General features: G+C 57.3%; 18 protein-coding genes. 8 read left to right on the forward strand and 10 right to left on the reverse strand.

Features of this window, described 5'->3' with window-relative positions:
• Nucleotides 1-132: 132 nt before the first annotated feature.
• Nucleotides 133-264 (forward strand): hypothetical protein, encoded by a 132-nt coding sequence (locus tag GGU46_RS22300; protein ID WP_262890936.1) that lies wholly within the window; start codon nt 133-135, stop codon nt 262-264.
• Between the two features lie 173 nt (nt 265-437).
• Here GGU46_RS22300 and GGU46_RS09535 read toward each other — a convergent pair whose 3' ends face one another.
• The 7 genes from GGU46_RS09535 to GGU46_RS09565 form a co-directional block, all read right to left on the reverse strand.
• Entirely contained in the window at nt 438-3602 is a 3165-nt protein-coding gene (locus GGU46_RS09535) for an efflux RND transporter permease subunit (protein WP_183403288.1), read from the reverse strand.
• Between the two features lie 148 nt (nt 3603-3750).
• Nucleotides 3751-4845, reverse strand: a complete 1095-nt coding sequence (locus GGU46_RS09540; protein ID WP_183403289.1) for an efflux RND transporter periplasmic adaptor subunit — start codon at nt 4843-4845, stop codon at nt 3751-3753.
• A gap of 122 nt (nt 4846-4967) precedes the next feature.
• Nucleotides 4968-6254, reverse strand: coding sequence for a TolC family protein (locus GGU46_RS09545; RefSeq protein ID WP_183403290.1), 1287 nt, complete (start codon nt 6252-6254; stop codon nt 4968-4970).
• Nucleotides 6255-6307: 53 nt separating this feature from the next.
• Nucleotides 6308-6493 carry a hypothetical protein gene (locus GGU46_RS09550; RefSeq protein WP_183403291.1) on the reverse strand — a complete coding sequence of 62 codons (186 nt, stop codon included), beginning with the start codon at nt 6491-6493 and terminating at the stop codon, nt 6308-6310.
• Nucleotides 6494-6746: 253 nt separating this feature from the next.
• The gene (locus GGU46_RS09555) at nt 6747-8096 is read right to left on the reverse strand and encodes a sensor histidine kinase (protein ID WP_183403292.1); all 1350 of its coding nucleotides are present in this window, start codon (nt 8094-8096) and stop codon (nt 6747-6749) included.
• A 112-nt stretch (nt 8097-8208) separates the two neighbouring features.
• The gene (locus tag GGU46_RS09560; protein ID WP_183403293.1) at nt 8209-8886 is read right to left on the reverse strand and encodes a response regulator; all 678 of its coding nucleotides are present in this window, start codon (nt 8884-8886) and stop codon (nt 8209-8211) included.
• A gap of 104 nt (nt 8887-8990) precedes the next feature.
• Nucleotides 8991-9332, reverse strand: coding sequence for a tetratricopeptide repeat protein (locus GGU46_RS09565; RefSeq protein ID WP_183403294.1), 342 nt, complete (start codon nt 9330-9332; stop codon nt 8991-8993).
• A 74-nt stretch (nt 9333-9406) separates the two neighbouring features.
• Here GGU46_RS09565 and GGU46_RS09570 point away from each other — a divergent pair, with 74 nt between their 5' ends.
• The 4 genes from GGU46_RS09570 to GGU46_RS09585 all read left to right on the forward strand — a co-directional run bounded on the left by GGU46_RS09570 (nt 9407) and on the right by GGU46_RS09585 (nt 12742).
• Nucleotides 9407-10144: an electron transfer flavoprotein subunit beta/FixA family protein gene (locus tag GGU46_RS09570; protein ID WP_139923014.1), complete on the forward strand. Its 738-nt coding sequence runs from the start codon at nt 9407-9409 to the stop codon at nt 10142-10144.
• Between the two features lie 112 nt (nt 10145-10256).
• Nucleotides 10257-11234, forward strand: a complete 978-nt coding sequence (locus tag GGU46_RS09575) for an electron transfer flavoprotein subunit alpha/FixB family protein (RefSeq protein WP_139923012.1) — start codon at nt 10257-10259, stop codon at nt 11232-11234.
• Nucleotides 11235-11434: 200 nt separating this feature from the next.
• Nucleotides 11435-12058: a bifunctional nuclease family protein gene (locus GGU46_RS09580; RefSeq protein ID WP_139923010.1), complete on the forward strand. Its 624-nt coding sequence runs from the start codon at nt 11435-11437 to the stop codon at nt 12056-12058.
• Between the two features lie 141 nt (nt 12059-12199).
• Nucleotides 12200-12742: a YfiT family bacillithiol transferase gene (locus GGU46_RS09585; RefSeq protein WP_183403295.1), complete on the forward strand. Its 543-nt coding sequence runs from the start codon at nt 12200-12202 to the stop codon at nt 12740-12742.
• Between the two features lie 259 nt (nt 12743-13001).
• Here the strand turns inward: GGU46_RS09585 and GGU46_RS09590 are convergent, their stop codons facing one another.
• Both GGU46_RS09590 and GGU46_RS09595 read right to left on the reverse strand, forming a co-directional pair.
• A complete protein-coding gene (locus GGU46_RS09590; RefSeq protein ID WP_183403296.1) occupies nt 13002-13811 on the reverse strand; it encodes an ABC transporter ATP-binding protein in 810 nt (269 codons plus the stop codon).
• A gap of 66 nt (nt 13812-13877) precedes the next feature.
• Nucleotides 13878-14609 (reverse strand): MlaE family ABC transporter permease, encoded by a 732-nt coding sequence (locus GGU46_RS09595; protein WP_110977447.1) that lies wholly within the window; start codon nt 14607-14609, stop codon nt 13878-13880.
• Nucleotides 14610-14711: 102 nt separating this feature from the next.
• Here GGU46_RS09595 and GGU46_RS09600 point away from each other — a divergent pair, with 102 nt between their 5' ends.
• Complete coding sequence (locus GGU46_RS09600) at nt 14712-15422, forward strand: SDR family oxidoreductase (protein WP_183403297.1); 711 nt, start codon at nt 14712-14714, stop codon at nt 15420-15422.
• Nucleotides 15423-15429: 7 nt separating this feature from the next.
• Here GGU46_RS09600 and GGU46_RS09605 read toward each other — a convergent pair whose 3' ends face one another.
• Nucleotides 15430-16209, reverse strand: coding sequence for a GIN domain-containing protein (locus GGU46_RS09605; protein ID WP_183403298.1), 780 nt, complete (start codon nt 16207-16209; stop codon nt 15430-15432).
• Between the two features lie 10 nt (nt 16210-16219).
• Here GGU46_RS09605 and GGU46_RS09610 point away from each other — a divergent pair, with 10 nt between their 5' ends.
• The gene (locus GGU46_RS09610) at nt 16220-16912 is read left to right on the forward strand and encodes an SDR family oxidoreductase (RefSeq protein WP_183403299.1); all 693 of its coding nucleotides are present in this window, start codon (nt 16220-16222) and stop codon (nt 16910-16912) included.
• Between the two features lie 98 nt (nt 16913-17010).
• Complete coding sequence (locus GGU46_RS09615) at nt 17011-17382, forward strand: four helix bundle protein (RefSeq protein WP_183403300.1); 372 nt, start codon at nt 17011-17013, stop codon at nt 17380-17382.
• The last annotated feature ends 24 nt before the right edge of the window (nt 17383-17406 follow it).

Consider the following 17406-nt stretch of genomic DNA (forward strand, 5'->3'; position numbering starts at 1 on the left):
TCCCATTAACGCGTGGTGGTTAACCCACCTCACCGAACTGCGGGTGCTTTAGAAAAGCAAAACCCCGGACTGTTGGTAGCAGCCGGGGTTTTAAGAAGCAGGTGGGACAAACACCTAATCTTCTTACTCACGATGAAGAAAAAGCGTGTTAAAGCGAATGAGCCCGACAAAGTCGGGTTGATTCGCGTGCTGCTCGAACTGGGAAAATCAGTTCTGAGCGGCATTGTTCGCGCCGTGGTAACTGAATGGTTGCACCGGCCTTAGAGTAGTAGCAGGGGTAGGCCTTCGGGCTGGCCCCTGCTATTTTGCTTTCTGCGTTTCAAAAAGATGGTCTGCAAATGTAGACAAATACGGACGAATACGGACGTTTCGTGTACGTAAATACAGCCTCACGGTTGATGAAACGTCTGTATTCGTCCGTAAACAATCAGCTTTGATTAATGCACTAGCACAGGTGGCTGGTGCCGCTCGGGGTGGAGCGTAAAGTCGTCGGCATATTTGGAATGCTCGGCGCGGTAGGCTTTTTCGAAAATGAGGGGGAAGATGAATAGGGTCAGCAGGGTTCCGGTAATCAGGCCGCCAATCACCACAATAGCCAGGGGCTTGGAGGTTTCGGAACCGATGCCGGTGCTCAGGGCGGCGGGTAGCAGGCCGATAGTCGCCATCAGGGCCGTCATGACCACGGGCCGGACGCGGCTGGTGACGCCCTCGTGAATGCTCCGGTCGAGGCTCAGCCTGCGGGCCATGTTCTGCTTGAATACCGAAATCAGAATCACCCCGTTCTGAATACAAATGCCGAACAAGGCAATAAACCCAATACCGGCCGAGATGCTGAAGTTGGTGTGGGTGATGAGCAGGGCCGCAATACCGCCAATAATGGCGAAGGGCACGTTCAGTAGCACCAGGCCCGCATCTTTCAGGTTGCCGAACAGAATGAACAGGATAAAGAAAATCAGGGCCAGGGACACGGGCACTACCTGGGCGAGGCGCTCGGTGGCGCGGCGCTGGTTTTCAAAGTCGCCGGTCCACTTCATGCTGTAGCCTTTGGGCAGATTCACCACTTGCTCCACCTTCTTCTGGGCTTCCTCGATGGTGCTACCCATGTCGCGGCCCCGAATGCTGAACTTCACGGCGGCAAAGCGCTGGTTATCGTCGCGGTAGATAAGGCTGGGGCCGTTCACGGTGCCGATGGTAGCAATTTCGGAGAGCGGAATGGTTTTGCCGCTTTGGGTGGGCACCATCAGGGCCGCAATGCGCTCCGGGGTTTGGCGGAACTGCTCCTGGTAGCGCACCCGAATGGGGAATTTTCGCTCGCCCTCGTACATCTGGGAGGCCTGTTTGCCGCCCACAGCCATTTCCAGCACCGCATTGGCGTCGGCCTTGCTTACGCCGTAGCTGGCCATGCGCTGCTCATCCAGCTCTACGTGCAGCTCCGGCTGGCCAATGTTGCGCAGCACGCCCAGGTCGTCGATGCCCTTGATGTGGCGCAGCACTCCGTACACCTGGCGGGCCTTTTCTTCCATCAGCCGCAGGTCCTGGCCGTAGATTTTCACGGCAATAGAGCCTTTCACGCCTGAAGCGGCTTCCTCCACGTTGTCGGTGATGGGCTGAGAGAAGTTGAAGTTCACGCCGGGGAAGCGGGCCAGCTTTTCCTTCATGTGCTCAATCAGGGCCTCGCGCTTGTCTTTGTGCTTCATCTCGGCCTGCACCTCGGGCGTGTGCTTAAGCTGCACCAGAAACTCGTTGTTATAGAAGCCTGTCGGGTCGGTGCCGTCGTTGGGGCGACCGGTCTGGCTGACCACGTCGCCTACCTGCGGAAATGAGAGAAACACCCGGCGCATTTCGTTGCAGAGCTTATTGCTCTCATCCAAGGAAATGCTCAGCGGCAGCTGGGCCCGTACGTAAATGGAGCCTTCGTTCAGCTCGGGCAGAAACTCGGAGCCCAGGAAGTGGAAGCAGCCCAGCCCCAGCACCACCGTGACGGTGGCAAACAACAGACTGGCTGTTTTGCGGGCGTAGGTAAAAGAAAAGAACCGCTCGGAGCCACGGTTAATGCCGCGCACGAAGAAGTTGTCCTTCTCCACCACGTTCTTTTTCAGCAGAATGCTCGTGAGCACCGGCACCAGCGTGAGCGTGAAGATGAGCGCGCCCAGCAGGGCAAAGCCCAGCGTCCAGGCCAGGGGCGAGAATACCTTGCCTTCTACCTTTTCAAAGGAGAAGATGGGTAGCAGGGCCGTGATGATAATGGCCTTGGAGAAGAAAATGGCCTTGCCCATGTCGCGGCCGGTTTTCTTAATCAGGCCCAGCTTGGCGAGTTTATTGAACCGCTCCATGCTCATTCGGTGGGCCTTATGGTCGAGGGCCACGAATAGCCCTTCCACCATCACCACAGCGCCGTCGATGATGATGCCGAAGTCAATGGCCCCCATGCTCAGCAGGTTGGCCGACATGCCCTTCAGGCGCAGACAGATGAAGGCAAAGAGCAAAGCCAGCGGAATAATCACCGACACGATAACCGTGGTGCGCCAGTCGGCCATGAACACGAACACGATAACCGTCACCAGAATAATGCCTTCCAGCAGGTTGTGAATGACGGTTTCGGTGGAAAAATCAATGAGCTGCTGCCGGTCGTAGAAGCTCTGGATCTTCACATCGGAAGGCAGAATCTTATTATTGAGCAGGGCTACTTTCTCCTGGAGGCGGGTAATAACTTCCGAGGGGTTTTCGCCCTTGCGCATTACCACAATGCCTTCCAGCACGTCGTCGTTCAGGCCCCGGCCTACCTTGCCCAGGCGCGGCAACGCCGACTCATGCACCACGGCCACGTCCTTCACCAGAATCGGGGCGCCGTTCACGTTCTTGATGACCGTATTGTTGATGTCGTTGATGTTGTTGAGCAGGCCGATGCCGCGCACCACGTAGTTCTGCTGGCCCGCGTTTATCACGTCGCCGCCCACGTTGATGTTGCTGCGCTGAATGGCATTGTAGAGGTCCAGGGGGGTAAGGCTCAGGGCCTGGAGCTTGCCGGGGTTTACCGATATTTCGTAGTCCTTCACCTCGCCCCCGAAGCTATTCACGTCGGCCACGCCGGGCACCGCCTTCAGGTTGCGCTCTACCACCCAATCCTGCAGGGTTTTCAGCTCGCGGGTGGTTTTGTTCTTGCTTTTAAGGGTGTAGCGAAAAATCTCGCCGGTGGGGCCGTAAGGCGGCTGCACGTCGGGGTCGGCGCCCTCGGGTAGGTCGGCCTGGTCCAGCAGGTTATTGACCTGCACGCGGGCAAAGGCATCGTCCACGCCGTCATCGAAAATCACCTTCACTACCGACAGCCCAAACAGGGTTGTGCTCCGGATGCTAGTTTTCTTCTGCACCGGGTTCAGGGCAATTTCAATGGGAGCCGTCACGAACTTCTCAATCTCCTCCGCCGAGCGGCCGGGCCACTGCGTGATGATGGTAATTTCGGTGTTCGTGACGTCGGGGAAGGCTTCAATGGGCGTGTTCCGATAGCTCATGACCCCGGCCACAATCACGACCAGCGTCATCAGGAACACAAAGCCCCGGTTCTTGAGGGAAAAGGCAATAATGCCCTGGATGAATTTGTTCATTTTCTTGAGCTGTTAGCTGATGGCTATTAGCTGGGAACTTTTTCAGAAGGCAAAGCGCAGCCAATCGGCTGAAAAATCAGCCCGGTTATTCGGTAGGAAGAAGCGGAAAGAGCTAATAGCTAGCAGCCATCAGCCAGAAGCCAAAAGTCTAATCGTTCAGCTCGTCGTACACCAGCAGCTGGTTTTGGGAGATGATGAGCTCTCCGTCGCGCAGACCTGAGGCCAAGTAGCTCACGTCGCCGACGGTTTTGGCCACCTGCACCTCGCGGGTTTCAATGTGCTGACGGTCCCGAAAAACCATCACAAAGTGCCGGTCTTTGGCAAACACCACGCTTTTGGCGGGCACGGCCAGCATCTTCTGGTCTTCGGTGTTCTGGATTTTGATTTGGGCGTACATCTCGGGCTTCAGCTGGTAGCCCGGGTTGGGCAGGCGCACCCGCACTTTCATTACCCGGCTTTCAGGGTCGAGTACATTGAAAATCTTGTCGATGCGGCCTTGGAAGTGCTTGTCGGGGTAGGAGAGGGTCGTCACATCGGCGGCGTAGCCTTCCTTCACCTTGCTGATATCGGACTCGAACACGTTGGCCAGTATCCACACGTCTTCGAGGTTCGACACGGTAAACAGGTTGCCCACATTATCGGCGTTGAACTGCATGTGGTCAGTCACGTTTTTCTCCGTGATAAAGCCCGAAATCGGGGCCCGCAATGTGTAGGTGCCATCAGCCGATACGCCGTACACGTTCATCTGCTTGCGGGTTTTGCCCACGTTGCCGGCGGCCTTCTGCAGCTCCTTGCGGGCCAGCGTTACGTCGCGCTCCGAGGCTAAGCCGGCGGCGTACTGGTCTTCCAGCACCTGCAGGTTCTTGCGGTCAATATCCAGGTCGGTGCCGGCGGCGCTGCTCTGGTTCTGCAGGTCGGCAATTTCCCCGCTCTTAATCACGGCCAGCACCTGGCCTTTGGTCACATGGTCGCCGAGCTCTACCGTAAGCTGTTCCACCACGCCGCCTACCAGTGGGTACACCTTCACGGTTTTGTCGCCGTTGGTGGCAATCTGGCCGGAAAGCGTCAGCTCATGGCGCACGGGCTCGTTGCGCACCGTGTCGATTTTCAGCTCCCGCATCATCTGATCGGAAAGTGAAAAGCCGGCCTTGGCTTTCTGGGGTTCAGCGGCGTCTTCTGATTTCGAGCAGCCCAGCAGGGTTGCGCTCAGGGCTAGGGGTAGGAAAGCGGCAATGCGGTTCATATTGGTTGAGTGCGTAAAGGCTTAGGGAGGCCCAGGCAGCAGGCCAAGGCTAGGGTATTGGCTAAGAAAGAGAGCTTTAGGCTCCTGCAAGCTTCAGTTTGGCAGCAGGGGTAGCAGCTGACTTATTCAGCGTTGAATACCGGGCGACCCACGGCGTAATTCAGCTGCTCGAAGGCACGTAGGCGGCTGGCGCGTAGGCTATTCAGCTGCACCAAATTGTTTTTGTAGCTCTCGTAGAAATCCAGGAACTCTACTACCGTGAGGTTGCGCTTGGCGTAGCTCTCATCAATACCCTGCATCAGCCGGTCGAAATCGGAAGTGCTGCTGTCGGTGCTTTGGTAAAGAGCGTCGGTTTGGCCGGCCAGGCGCCAGGCTTCCTGCACGTCGTTCTGCACCAGCAGTTGCTGCTGGCCCAACTGCGCCTTGCTGACTTCTACCTGATTCTGGGCCGTGCGAATGTTGCCCTGGTTGCGGTTGAAGATGGGCACGGCAATACCCAACGTAACGGCATTGTAGTTCTGGATGTAGTTGCCGGCGCGGTCGTAGGTGTATCCCACGGCTAGGTCGGGGGTAGCCAGGGCCCGCTGCAGGCGCAGGTTCTGGGCCTGGGCCTGCACGGCCGCCTGGCGGGCTTTCAGGTCGGCGCGGTTGGCCTGTGCAGAGTCGATGAGCTGCTGCTCGGTGCGGCCGTTCAGGCTCAGGGCACGGAGGCGGTTAGGGTCGGCAGTGGGTAGGTAGTACGTGCCGGTGGTGTCACGCATGAGCGTGCGCAGGTCGGTCTGCTGAGCGGCAATGTCGCTGAGCAAGGCCTGGCGCTCGTTGCGCAGCTGAAACAGAAAAGCTTTCAGGCGGACTACCTCCTTCAGGGCAATGTTGCCGCGCTGGTACTGGCCCTGGTATGAGCTCACGGTGCGCTGGAAGCTGGCTACTTCCATATCATACACGCTCACGCTCTGCTGTTTAAAGTAGAGGTCATAAAACGTGGTGCGAAGCTGGTAGCGCAGCGTGCGCAGCATGTCCTCGAAGGTAAATTGCTCTACCAGCGCATTCTGCCGGGCCGCATTGGTAGCCGCTTTGCGGCGGCCAGCCAGGGCAAACAGCTGCTCTACCTGCACAATGGAGTTGCCGGTTTTGGTTACATCCAGCACCTTGCGCGTGTATTGGTTATAGGCGTTCTGCTCCAGCGAAATGGTAGGGTTGTCCCAGAGGCGGGCCTGGGTAATCTGGGCCTCGGCCGCCGATACGTTGTAGCGCTGAGCCAGCAGGCTCAGGTTGTTGCTGACGAAGCGTTGTTCGGCTTCCGAAAGAGTCAGACGTACCGTATCGGCGCCAAGCGGGGCGGCCGAAGCGGTATGGGCAGAAAAGCTGAGCAGCCAGGTGGCCAGCAGCAGGAAAAAAGGACGTTGCATATCCGGTGAGGGGTAAGGATATGCAAGAGTACGCCCCCCGTATTAGGCCTGAATTAGAGGTAGATTAGAAACGGATTAGAGCGGAAATATTTCTCCAGAAAGGCTCTGCGGGGCCTTTGGCCGGCGCCCGGACCAAGGCAGGGGCTCGGGGCGGATGCTGCCGGCAGCTGCAGCTCGCGCACGGAGGTGGCCATGGCCAGGCGCATCCAGTAGCAGGTAGTTGAGGTAGGGAAGGGCATGGCGGAAGAGGTAGGAAAGAGGAGGGTTGGAGCCACTACCGGGGGTAGGCGGCCTACCCGAAAGCAGCAGGCACCTCCAGCAAGAACCTGTAGTGTTTAGCAAGCCTACGCCATTCCTATTAGAGCGCAGTTAGAAACCCATTAGAAACGCATTAGAAAATGCGTTTTTCAGGGAAGGTTTTAGCGGCGGCTTCTATTGGGCGCTGGTTGCTACCCCCGTCGGCGGCTCAAACCCTCGCCGCAGGCAGCGTTCCTACAGAACAACTTCGGCCCGCGTGCCCTGGCCAAACTGGGAGGTGATGTGCAGCTCGCCGCCGTGCAGCTGAATAATCTTGCGGGCCAGAGGCAGCCCAACGCCGTGGCCTACCACGTCGCGGGCATTATCGGCGCGGAAGAAAGGCTGAAAAATGTGGGGTAGCGCTTTGTCGCTGATGCCAATGCCGTGGTCCTGCACCCGTATGAGGCGGCGGCCTCGGTCATAATCCAAGCGTACTTCTACGGGCTGTTCGGGAGCGGAGTATTTCAGGGCGTTATCCAGCAGATTGGTCAGGGCCCTGCTGAGCAGTTGGCGGTTGCCCCTAATTTCTAACTGCTCTGCATCGTCGGGCAGGTTGCCCAAGATAATGTGCACGCGCGGCCGTTGGGCAGGCGCTACGGCTTCGCGGGCTTCCCACAGCAGCTCATCCAGCCGAACGTCGTCGGTGGCGCCGGGGTTGGTTTGGGTCAGCTCCAGGAGGTTGTTGATCAGGAGCTTGAGCTGTTGCAGCTCGTGCAGCACCGAGGCTACCCCCTCGCGGTAGGCGGCCGGGTCCCGCTCCCGGTTCAGGAGCACCTGCAGCTCCCCGATGGTGGCCGTAAGGGGCGTGCGTAGCTCGTGCGAGGCATTACTAACGAAAGTGCGCTGAGTCTCAAAGCCATCTTCGAGGCGCTCCAGCATGCGGTTGAAGGTGCGAGCCAGGCGGGTTATTTCATCCTGCTCGTGGCTGATGCCTTCGTTCACGCGCAGGTGCAGATCCTGGGTCGTAATGCGGTCCACCTGGTCGTTTACGGCGGCGATGGGCGCCAGGGCTTTGCCGGCAAACACCCGCCCAGCCACGTAAATCAACAGCAGGCTTCCCACAAAAATGCAGACCAGAATCAGGCCCAGGTACTCCAGGCGAGCCGTGCCCGAGCGGTTCTGGGCGGCGGCCACAATGATGAATTTGCCTTGGTTGTCGCTGTAGAAAATGCCTACCGCTTGGCGCGGTCCAATCTCAAAGTACACCTCCTTCTCCAGTAGAATCCGGGCCAGAATCTGGTCGGAAATCCGGACCCGCACGTCCTGCTCAATAAAGCGAGGCTGCAGGTCACTGTCATAAATCTGCAGCACTTCCTCTGCAAGTGTGCGCATATAGCGGCGCTGAAAGTCACGGAACGCTTCGGCCCGCAGCTCATCCTGCTCCAGAAATACGTAGCCCGTCACCTCGGCCCGGTCGCGCAGGCGCTGCCGGAATTCCTCATGGGTATAGTCGGTCTGCAGAATGTACACCGTCGTCATGGCCGCCAGCAGAATCACGGCTACCAGCCCCAGAAAAAGCCACGTCAGACGGTTGCGAATGGTCATAGCAGGTGGTGAAGTTGTGAAAGGCGAAATGGTGAATCAGTGGGTAGAAGAAAAGCAAAGTGCCACTTACGCCTTATTGAAAGGCAGGCTCACAACTTCACCTTTCACAATTTCACTCTTGTACCCGTAGCACATAACCCATGCCTACCACGGTATGAATCAGCTTCTGGGAGAAGGCCTTGTCCACCTTGTTGCGCAGGTAGTTGATGTACACGTCTACCACATTGGAGCCGGCATCAAAGGAGTCTTCCCACACGTCGGCGGCTAGCTCGGCGCGGCTAAGTACGCGGCCCGGGTGGCGCATCAGCAGCTCCAACAGGCCAAACTCCCGGGCCGTAAGCTTCACAGGCTGCCCGGCACGCGTCACGATTTTGGCGGCGGTATCCAGGGTCAAATCTTCGAATGAAAGCACGGCCCCTTTGGTCTGTTGGCCCCGGCGGCGGGTGAGGGCCCGCACCCGCGCTACCAGCTCCGGGAAGTCGAAGGGCTTCACCAGGTAGTCATCGGCCCCGCCCCCAAAGCCTTGCAGCTTATCTTGGGTGGTGCCCAGGGCCGTGAGCATGAGTACCGGCGTTTCATGATCCTGAGCTCTAAGGGCTTCCAACACCTCCAGGCCACTGAAATAGGGTAGGATGACGTCCAGAATGATCAGGTCGTAGGCGTGAGCCAGGGCCAGTTGTCGGCCAAAGCGCCCATCGTAGGCTACTTCCACCTCAAAGCCTTCCTCCTCCAGTCCCCGCCGAATAAAGGCCGACACCTTCGGTTCATCTTCTACCAGCAATATTTTCATAACCGAAAGGGACTTAAGAATACGTAGCGCGAGGCGGGTGATTAATTACTTAGCCGAGGTTAGGCCGAAAAGAAGGGTAGTACGTTTATCGTACTACCCCCATTTTAGTCTTCGTCTTCGTAATCGAGGCCGAGTAACTGGTTGAGTGCCTGTTGAATCTCGCTGGCGGCGTGCAGCTGGCCGGCCCGGCGGGCTACGGTCAGGCCTGTGCGGTAAACCTTTTCAGCTTCTTCGGGCTTTTCAAGCTGCTGCAGCATCTTGCCGGCGTGGTAGTACGTACCCACGTACTCCGGATGCTCATTAAGTAGCTTCTGGTAATATTCCATAGCCCGCAGGGGTTCCGCGGTCCGGTATTCGGTGGCTAAGGCGTAAATCGTGAACGGATCCGTCGGATCATCCTGGTAGAAGGCCAGGAGTTGCTGTAAGCGGCTTGGTGCTGTTTCCATAGGGCGGCAGATTTAAGTATCTTCGCCCCAAATTTGGGACTTTCCCCGTGTTCTTCTCATATAAGTAGCCGTAGATGAAGTTTCTCGTTTGCATAAGTAACGTGCCCGACACGACCACCAAAATCACCTTCACTCCTGATAATAAGGAGTTTAACAAGGCTGGTGTCCAGTTCGTGATTAATCCCTGGGATGAGTATGCACTCACTCGCGCCATCGAATTAAAGGAAGCCCAGGGCGGCACCGTAACGGTATTGAACGTAGGCGAGGCGGATACCGAGCCTAATATCCGCAAGGCCCTGGCCATTGGCGCCGATGATGCCATCCGGGTTAATGCCTTCCCGAAGGACGCTTTCTTCGTGGCGCAGCAGATTGCCGCCATTGCCAAAGAAGGTAGCTACGATGTAATTCTGATGGGCAAGGAGAGCATCGACTACAACGGCTTTCAGGTGCACGGCATGGTAGGCGAGCTGCTCGGCATCCCGACGGTGGCTCCCGCTATGAAACTGGATATGAGCGGCAACACCGCTACCCTGGAGCGTGAAATTGAGGGTGGCAAGGAAATCGTGGAGGTGAATGCGCCTTTCGTGGCTTCGTGCCAGCAGCCGATGTGCGAGCCCCGCATCCCGAACATGCGCGGCATCATGACGGCCCGCACCAAGCCCCTGAAAGTAGTTGAGCCCACCGGCGAAGGTGCCCGTACGGAGGTTGCTTCCTACGCCCTGCCCCCCGCCAAGCAAGGCGTGAAGCTCATTCCGGCCGAAAACGCCGGCGAGCTGATCAAGCTGCTCCGCAACGAAGCCAAGGTCATCTAAATATCAATTAAGAATTAACAATTAAGAATGAATAATTGCTCTCAACAGCGAGAGTAGCAGTTCCAATGCTCCATTTTTAATTGTTAATTCTTAATTCTTAATTGAAAAAATCATGTCTGTACTGATAGTTGTTGAATGTGACGGTGGCGAGGTAAAGAAATCCTCGCTGGAAGTGGCTTCCTACGGCAGCCAGGTAGCCCAGCTGCTCGGCACCACGGCTACGGCCGTGGCTGTGGGCGAGGCTACCGAAGCCAACCTGGCCAAGCTGGGTGAACAGGGCGTTGCCAAAGTGCTCTACGACAAGGAGCCCCGCCTGAAAGATTTCGTGAACGGTGCCTACACCAAGCTGATTGCCACCGCGGCCCAGCAGGAAGACGCCAAAGTAATTGTGCTGGCTAACTCCAACATTGGCGCCGCCGTAGGCTCGCGCCTGTCGGTGCGCCTGCAGGCTAGCTTGGCTACCAACGTAGTAGAGCTGCCCAAAACCGAGGGCGGTTCGTTCACGGTAAAGCGCGGTGCTTTCTCGGGCAAGGCGTTTGCCGATGTGAAGCTGGACGGCGAGCGGAAAATCATTGCCGTTAAAAAGAACTCCATCGAGGCCCTGCACGAGGCTGGCAAAACCGCTGAGGTGGTATCCTTCTCGGCCCAGCTAACTGACGCTGACTTTGCCGATGCTCCCAAGCAGGTAGTAATGCAGGATCAGGCTGGCGGCATTCTGCTGCCTGAGGCTGATAAGGTAGTATCGGGTGGCCGCGGCATGAAAGGCCCCGAAAACTGGAACCTCATCGAGGACCTGGCCCAGGCCCTGGGCGCGGCTACGGCCTGCTCTAAGCCGGTGTCGGACGTAGACTGGCGCCCTCACCACGAGCACGTAGGCCAGACGGGCATCACTGTTTCGCCGAACCTCTACATTGCCTGCGGTATTTCGGGCGCTATTCAGCACCTGGCCGGCGTGAACTCGTCGAAGGTAATTGTGGTCATTAACAAAGACCCCGAGGCGCCGTTCTTCAAGGCTGCCGATTACGGCATCGTAGGCGACGTATTTGATGTGTTGCCCAAACTGACCCAGGCCGTTAAAGAACTCAGCTAGGACTTAGGAGTTAGGGTCTCAGGAAATGACTCGGCTGCGGCCGACGAAAATTTCCTGAGACCCTAAGTCTTTTTTGGCCGTATGCAGACGGATACGCGGGCATTGGTTTCTTTTGCATCCAGTTCCCTTGCCTTCCTAACCCATTCATGCGGTCAGGTGCTACCTCTCCCGATCGTAAGACCCTAAGTCCCTTAGTTCCTTTGAAAAAGATACCGCTCGAAATTCTGGGCCTCTCGTCCAGCCAGTCGCAGTCGGGCTCCTTTGCCCTGATTCTGGGCGAAAAGACCGGCAACCGGCGCTTACCAATCATCATTGGTATGTTTGAGGCGCAGAGTATCGCCATCCAGATAGAGAAAATCAGCCCGAACCGGCCGCTTACCCACGACCTGTTCAAGTCCTTCGCCGAGCAGATGCACGTAGCCGTGCTGGAAGTCCTGATTTCGGATCTGAAGGAAGGCGTGTTCTACTCCAAAATCGTGTGTTCGGATGGCGCCAGCACCTTCGAGCTCGACGCTCGTCCTTCTGATGCCATTGCCATCGGCCTGCGTTTTGGAGTGCCCATCTTTACGGTGGAAAGCGTGCTGAGCGAAGCCGGTATCATTCTTTCGGACCTCGACGAAAACGCCGATGAGGACGATGACGATACCGATGATGACGAAGACGAGGACAACGACCAGCCGACGCCCAAGCCGGCCGAGCCGCGCGAACCCAGCGGACAGGTTTCTCTGGATGAGCTGACCAAAATGCTGGCCCAGGCCCTCGAACGTGAAGACTACGAGAAGGCCGCCAAAATCCGCGACGAACTCAATAAGCGCAACGGGTAATACTACCTCCGCACTTTCAGAAAATGGCTTCCTGCACCAGGAAGCCATTTTTGTTTTCCGTCGCCAACTCTTTATGCCTTCACCGGAAATAGAGGGGTAGGCGTACCTTGCACCTTCTTTATTATCTCCTTTCTCCTGACGATGAACACTGCTGCCCCCGACCTGAGCTACCCCATTGGTCACCCCGTACTGCCCGATGAACCCCTGGACCGCGGCGCCCGCACCGCCTACATGGCCCAGGTTGCTACCCTCCCTGATCTGGTAAGGTCGTCGGTATTGGGCCTGAGCCCCGAGCAGTTGAACACGCCGTATCGCCCGGAGGGCTGGACGGTGCGGCAGGTACTCCACCACCTGCCCGATTCGCACATGAATAGCTACACCCGCTTCCGCCTGGCCCTGACGGAGGATAACCCCACGATTCGGCCCTACGACGAGGCCGCCTGGGCCGAACTGCCCGACGTGGAGGCGACGCCCGTAGCCGTGTCGTTGGCTTTATTGGAGGCACTGCATATCCGGTGGGTGAAGCTGCTGCGCAACCTGACCGATGAGCAGTGGCAGCGCACCTTCTTCCACCCCGAAACCAAGCGCAAGTTCACCCTCGACCAGGCTCTGGTTCTCTACGCCTGGCACGGCCGCCACCACCTGGCCCACATCACGGAACTGCGCAAACGGGAGCAGTGGTAGAAAGCGAGTTGTCGGTTGCGAGTTGTCAGTTATCAGAGGGGCGAAGCTATTAATCCTGACCAGAGTGCTTCCCCAAAAGATACGACAAGCCTCTTACCAGCGGTCATGGCGAGGCACGACGCCATCCTTCCCGACTAACACCCTACCCCCTGAAATGTGACAAGCCCTTGACGCTACCATACGTCAAGGGCTTGTCTATTTACTAGGCTTGTCACTGAAGAGAGGAAGGATGGCGTCGCTCCGCTCGCTATGACGGCACTTAGATGTTGATAGCTTCGTCGGTAGTGGCGGCGGCGAGGCCGCCTTCGGTTTCGTCGTCCACTTTCTTGGCGGCGCGCACCAGACTGCTGCTGAAGATGAACTCCTTGAGCTCGGGCACCTGGGCATTCAGGATTTCATCCTTATTGCCGTCCCAGAGCTTTTGGCCCTTGTAGAGGAAGATGATATGGTCGCCGATTTCGATGACGGAGTTCATATCGTGGGTAACTACCACGGTGGTAATGTTGTACTCGTGCGTGATTTCGTAGATCAGCTCGTCGATTTTAATACTGGTGAGCGGGTCGAGGCCGGAGTTGGGTTCGTCGCAGAACAGGTAGGTGCAGTTAGGCGCAATGGCGCGGGCAATGCCCACGCGCTTTTTCATGCCCCCGGAAATTTCGGAAGGCATCTTGGTGCCCGCATTTTCTAGTCCTACGCGCTTGAGGCAGAACTCCACCCGGTCGCGGCGCTCTTCGCGGGTCATGTCGGGAGTCAGCATTTTCAGCGGAAACTCCACGTTTTCGTGCACCGTCATCGAGTCAAACAGAGCCGAGCCCTGGAAGAGCATCCCGATTTTGCGCCGGATTTCCTGGCGGATATTCACCTTGTTATTGGTGAACACGGTGCCATCGAAGGTAATGCTACCCAGGTCAGGCTTCATCAGGCCCACAATGCACTGCAGCAGCACCGATTTACCCGTGCCCGAACCCCCCAGCAATAAGTTGCACTTACCCGTCTCGAAGCGGCAGGTAATGCCCTTGAGGACCTGGTTGCCATCAAAAGATTTTTGAACGTTATGAACTTCAATCATCTGTGTAGAAGCTGAGAGCTGGGAGCCTGGCCCTATACCGTAGGGCCAGGCTTCCGGCGTCTGGAATTAGAGGAGGAGAGCCGCCAGCGCGAAGTCGGCCACCAGAATGGCGATGATGGAGTTGTTCACGGCCGTGGTGCTGGCCGCGCCTACCTCCAGTGCCCCTCCCTGGGTGTAAAACCCTTTAAACGACGAAATGGCCGACACCAGGAAAGCAAATACCACCGATTTAATCAGGGCAAAGACGATGTTGTAGGGAATGAAATCGGTGCGAATGCCCTCAATATATTCCTGAGCCGACAGCGCGCCCGTAAGGGAGCCGGCCAGGTAGCCGCCAATAATGGAAAGCGCCATGGCCAGAATCACCAGCAGCGGAAACATCAGCATAGAGGCCAGAATGCGGGGTAGTACCAGGTAAGAGGCAGAGTTGATGCCCATTACTTCCAGCGCCGATACCTGCTCCGTGATGCGCATGGTGCCTAGCCCGCCCGCAATGCTGGAGCCTACCTTACCGGCCAGCACAATGCTGGTAATGGTGGGGGCCAGCTCCAGAATGGTCATTTCGCGCACCATGTAGCCGATGGTGCTCTTGGGAATCAGCGGATTTGTAAGGTTGTACGCAATCTGAACGCAGGTTACAGCCCCGATAAACGCCGATACAATGGCGACGATGAAGATAGAGTTGATGCCGATGATAACGCACTCATCCAGTGTGCGTTGCCACAATACCACGGCCCGTTCTTTCCGCGTGAGCATGCTCTGCAGAAAGAGCAGGAATTCACCGAAGGATTTAACCATAAAGAGGAAAAAGAAAAGAAAAGCGGAAACTTGCGACGGTTAGCCGCCGGCCGAATGCTGAGCTGACTTGCTTACGTAAAAACCGTTTCAGGAATCAAAGGAATGCAAAAAAATATCGTTGTTACCGGTGGCACCAAAGGAATTGGCCGGGCCCTGGTGTTGCGCTTTCTGCAGGCTGGCTACCCCGTGGTTACCTGCGCCCGCTCGGCCACGGACTTGCAGGAGCTGCAAGCCGCTGCTGCGGAGCAGGTTCCGGGCGCCGTGTTGCACACCCTACCCGCCGATTTAAGTCAGCGCGAAGAAACCAGCCGCTTTACCGATTTCGTGCAAAGCGTAGGAGAGGTAGGCGTACTCATCAACAACACGGGTTCCTTTATTCCGGGCCGCCTGCAAGACGAGCCCCAGGACGGTAGTCAGTTGCGCAAGATGCTCGATGTGAACCTGCTGAGTGCTTACGATGTGACGCTCGCTTTGCTACCCGGCCTCTTGGCACAAGGGCAGGGCCACATCTTCAACATTTGCTCCACGGCCAGCCTGACTGCCTATCCTAACGGCGGCTCCTACGGCATTGCCAAGCATGCGCTGCTGGGTATGACCCGTAATCTGCGGGAAGAGCTGAAAACCTCCGGCATTCGGGTGACGGCCGTGCTGCCGGGGGCTACCCTCACCGCCAGCTGGGAAGGCGTGGACCTGCCCGCCGAGCGGTTCATCAAAGCCGAAGATGTAGCCGAAGCCATTTTTGCCACCTACAGCCTCTCGCCGCAAGCTGTGGTTGAAGAACTGCTGATCCGGCCCCAACTAGGCGACTTGTAGGGCTGGTTTATTCCCGCGTCAGCTTGCCCTTGCCCGTCACACGTAGCGTTACGGCGCTAGGAGTGCCATGGTAGTACACCGTGCCGGCGCCGGCGTGGTTGCCGGTGAGCAGGCGGGTAGGGGCAACATAACCTTTGCCGTTGCTGTCGGCGTTAGTTTGTAGGTATAGGTCCTGTAGGGCAAAGTCCTGGGCGTACATACTGCCGTTGCCGCCAATGGTGTGGTGCAATTCCTGGGTAGTGCCGCTAAGGTAGATGTCGCCTAGCTCATACTGGCTCATACCCAGGTAGGTACTAGACAGCGTCAGGTGAAAGTCGCCGGAGCCGATGAGGTGAGCAAATAGGGTATCGGCCTTGAAAGTGCCCTGCGTTTGGATATCGGCCTGCCCACGCAGAAATATATCAGTGAGGCGGGGGGTGTGCAGGGTTACTTCGCGGGGTGTGTTGTAGCGGCGCACCCAGTTGCAGCGGCTGGTATTGCGGATGGTCAGGTGGCCATTCTGCACACCCAGCCGGATGTCTTCCTGCAGGTTTCTACCGGCCCTCACCTCGGCATAGGTTTCCGAGTCCTGCACCAGGGTCACGCGCACGTTGTCGTTGGAGGTTAGCACACGGAAGGGGGGTAGGGCGCGCCGCTCCGTCACGATACTGCCCGTGCTGGTAAAGCAGCCAGCCTCGTTTTCCTTCTGGCAGGCAGATAATGTGAGGGTTACCGCCACTCCGGCCGCCACGACACGTAAAAGCCGCCAGGGGGCGCTAACTTGCGCCCAACTTTCAAACCAAGACATCACAACAGCTATGGACCTAAGCGGCAAGGTAGCCATTATCACAGGTGTCAGCAAAGGAATTGGGCTGGCTACGGCCGAGGCGCTGCTGGCGCGCGGAGCGGTGGTGGCAGGCTGGGGGCGCACCGCACCGCAAGGCCTGCAGCACGAGCGGTTTCAGTTTTTCGAGTGCGACATCCGCAACGAAATTGCCGTGCAGGAAGCCTACATGAACACGCAGCGCGAGCTGGGCCAGGAAATCCATGTACTGGTCAATAATGCTGGTATTGGCAATTTTGGCCCCGTAGATGGCTTTTCATCCGACGACTGGCACGCTATGTTTGACACGAACGTGCACGGCCTGTTCTATTGCACCAAAGCCGTGCTGCCCCAGATGAAAAAGCAGCGCGAGGGCCATGTTATTAACGTGGCTTCTCTGGCGGGCACGGCCGGCACGGCCAATCTGGCGGGGTACTGCGCTACCAAATATGCCGTCCGTGGCTTCTCCGACGCCCTATTCAAGGAAGTGCGCCCCGATGGAGTACGGGTAACCTGCCTGATGCCGGGCTCGGTGGAAACCAACTTCAACGGGGCTACCCCCGGCCAGGAGCCCAACCCCCACAAGATGCAACCTCAGGACGTTGCCGCCGCCATTATCCATGCCCTGGAAGCTCCGCAAACCGTTATGATTTCGGAGCTGCAGATGCGGCCCACCCAACCTAAATGAGTTGCCAGTTACCAGTTGTGAGTTGTCAGGAGCAGAGAGTGTATGGCTGTTGCGTTAAGAATCATTTGCCTTGAACCTGGGTTACTGACAACGCATAAATGAAGGATTATAAGCAACTCGGTGTTTGGCAGAAAGCCCGAGCGTTAGCGAATCTGGTTTATCAGCTCACGCGCGACTTTCCTCGGGAAGAAGTCTTTGGGTTAGCTAGCCAGATGCGGCGGTGTGCGGTTTCTGTTCCCTCTAACTTGGCAGAGGGATGTGGTCGTAACCATGCTCGTGATTCGCTGCAGTTGTTCTTCATAGCTCGCGGCTCCTTATATGAGTTGGAAACGCAGCTTTACATTTCTTTGGACCAACAATATCTTTCTCAGGCCGCCTTTGATGATGCCGTAGCTCTGTTGGTGGAGTGCCGACGGATGCTCAGCGGATTCATTAATTACTTTCAAGAACTACCGCCGAGTACCCAGTAACCCTTGTCTCAAAAACCGGCAACT

It is taken from the genome of Hymenobacter latericoloratus, from assembly GCF_014199535.1.
Taxonomy (GTDB): domain Bacteria; phylum Bacteroidota; class Bacteroidia; order Cytophagales; family Hymenobacteraceae; genus Hymenobacter; species Hymenobacter latericoloratus.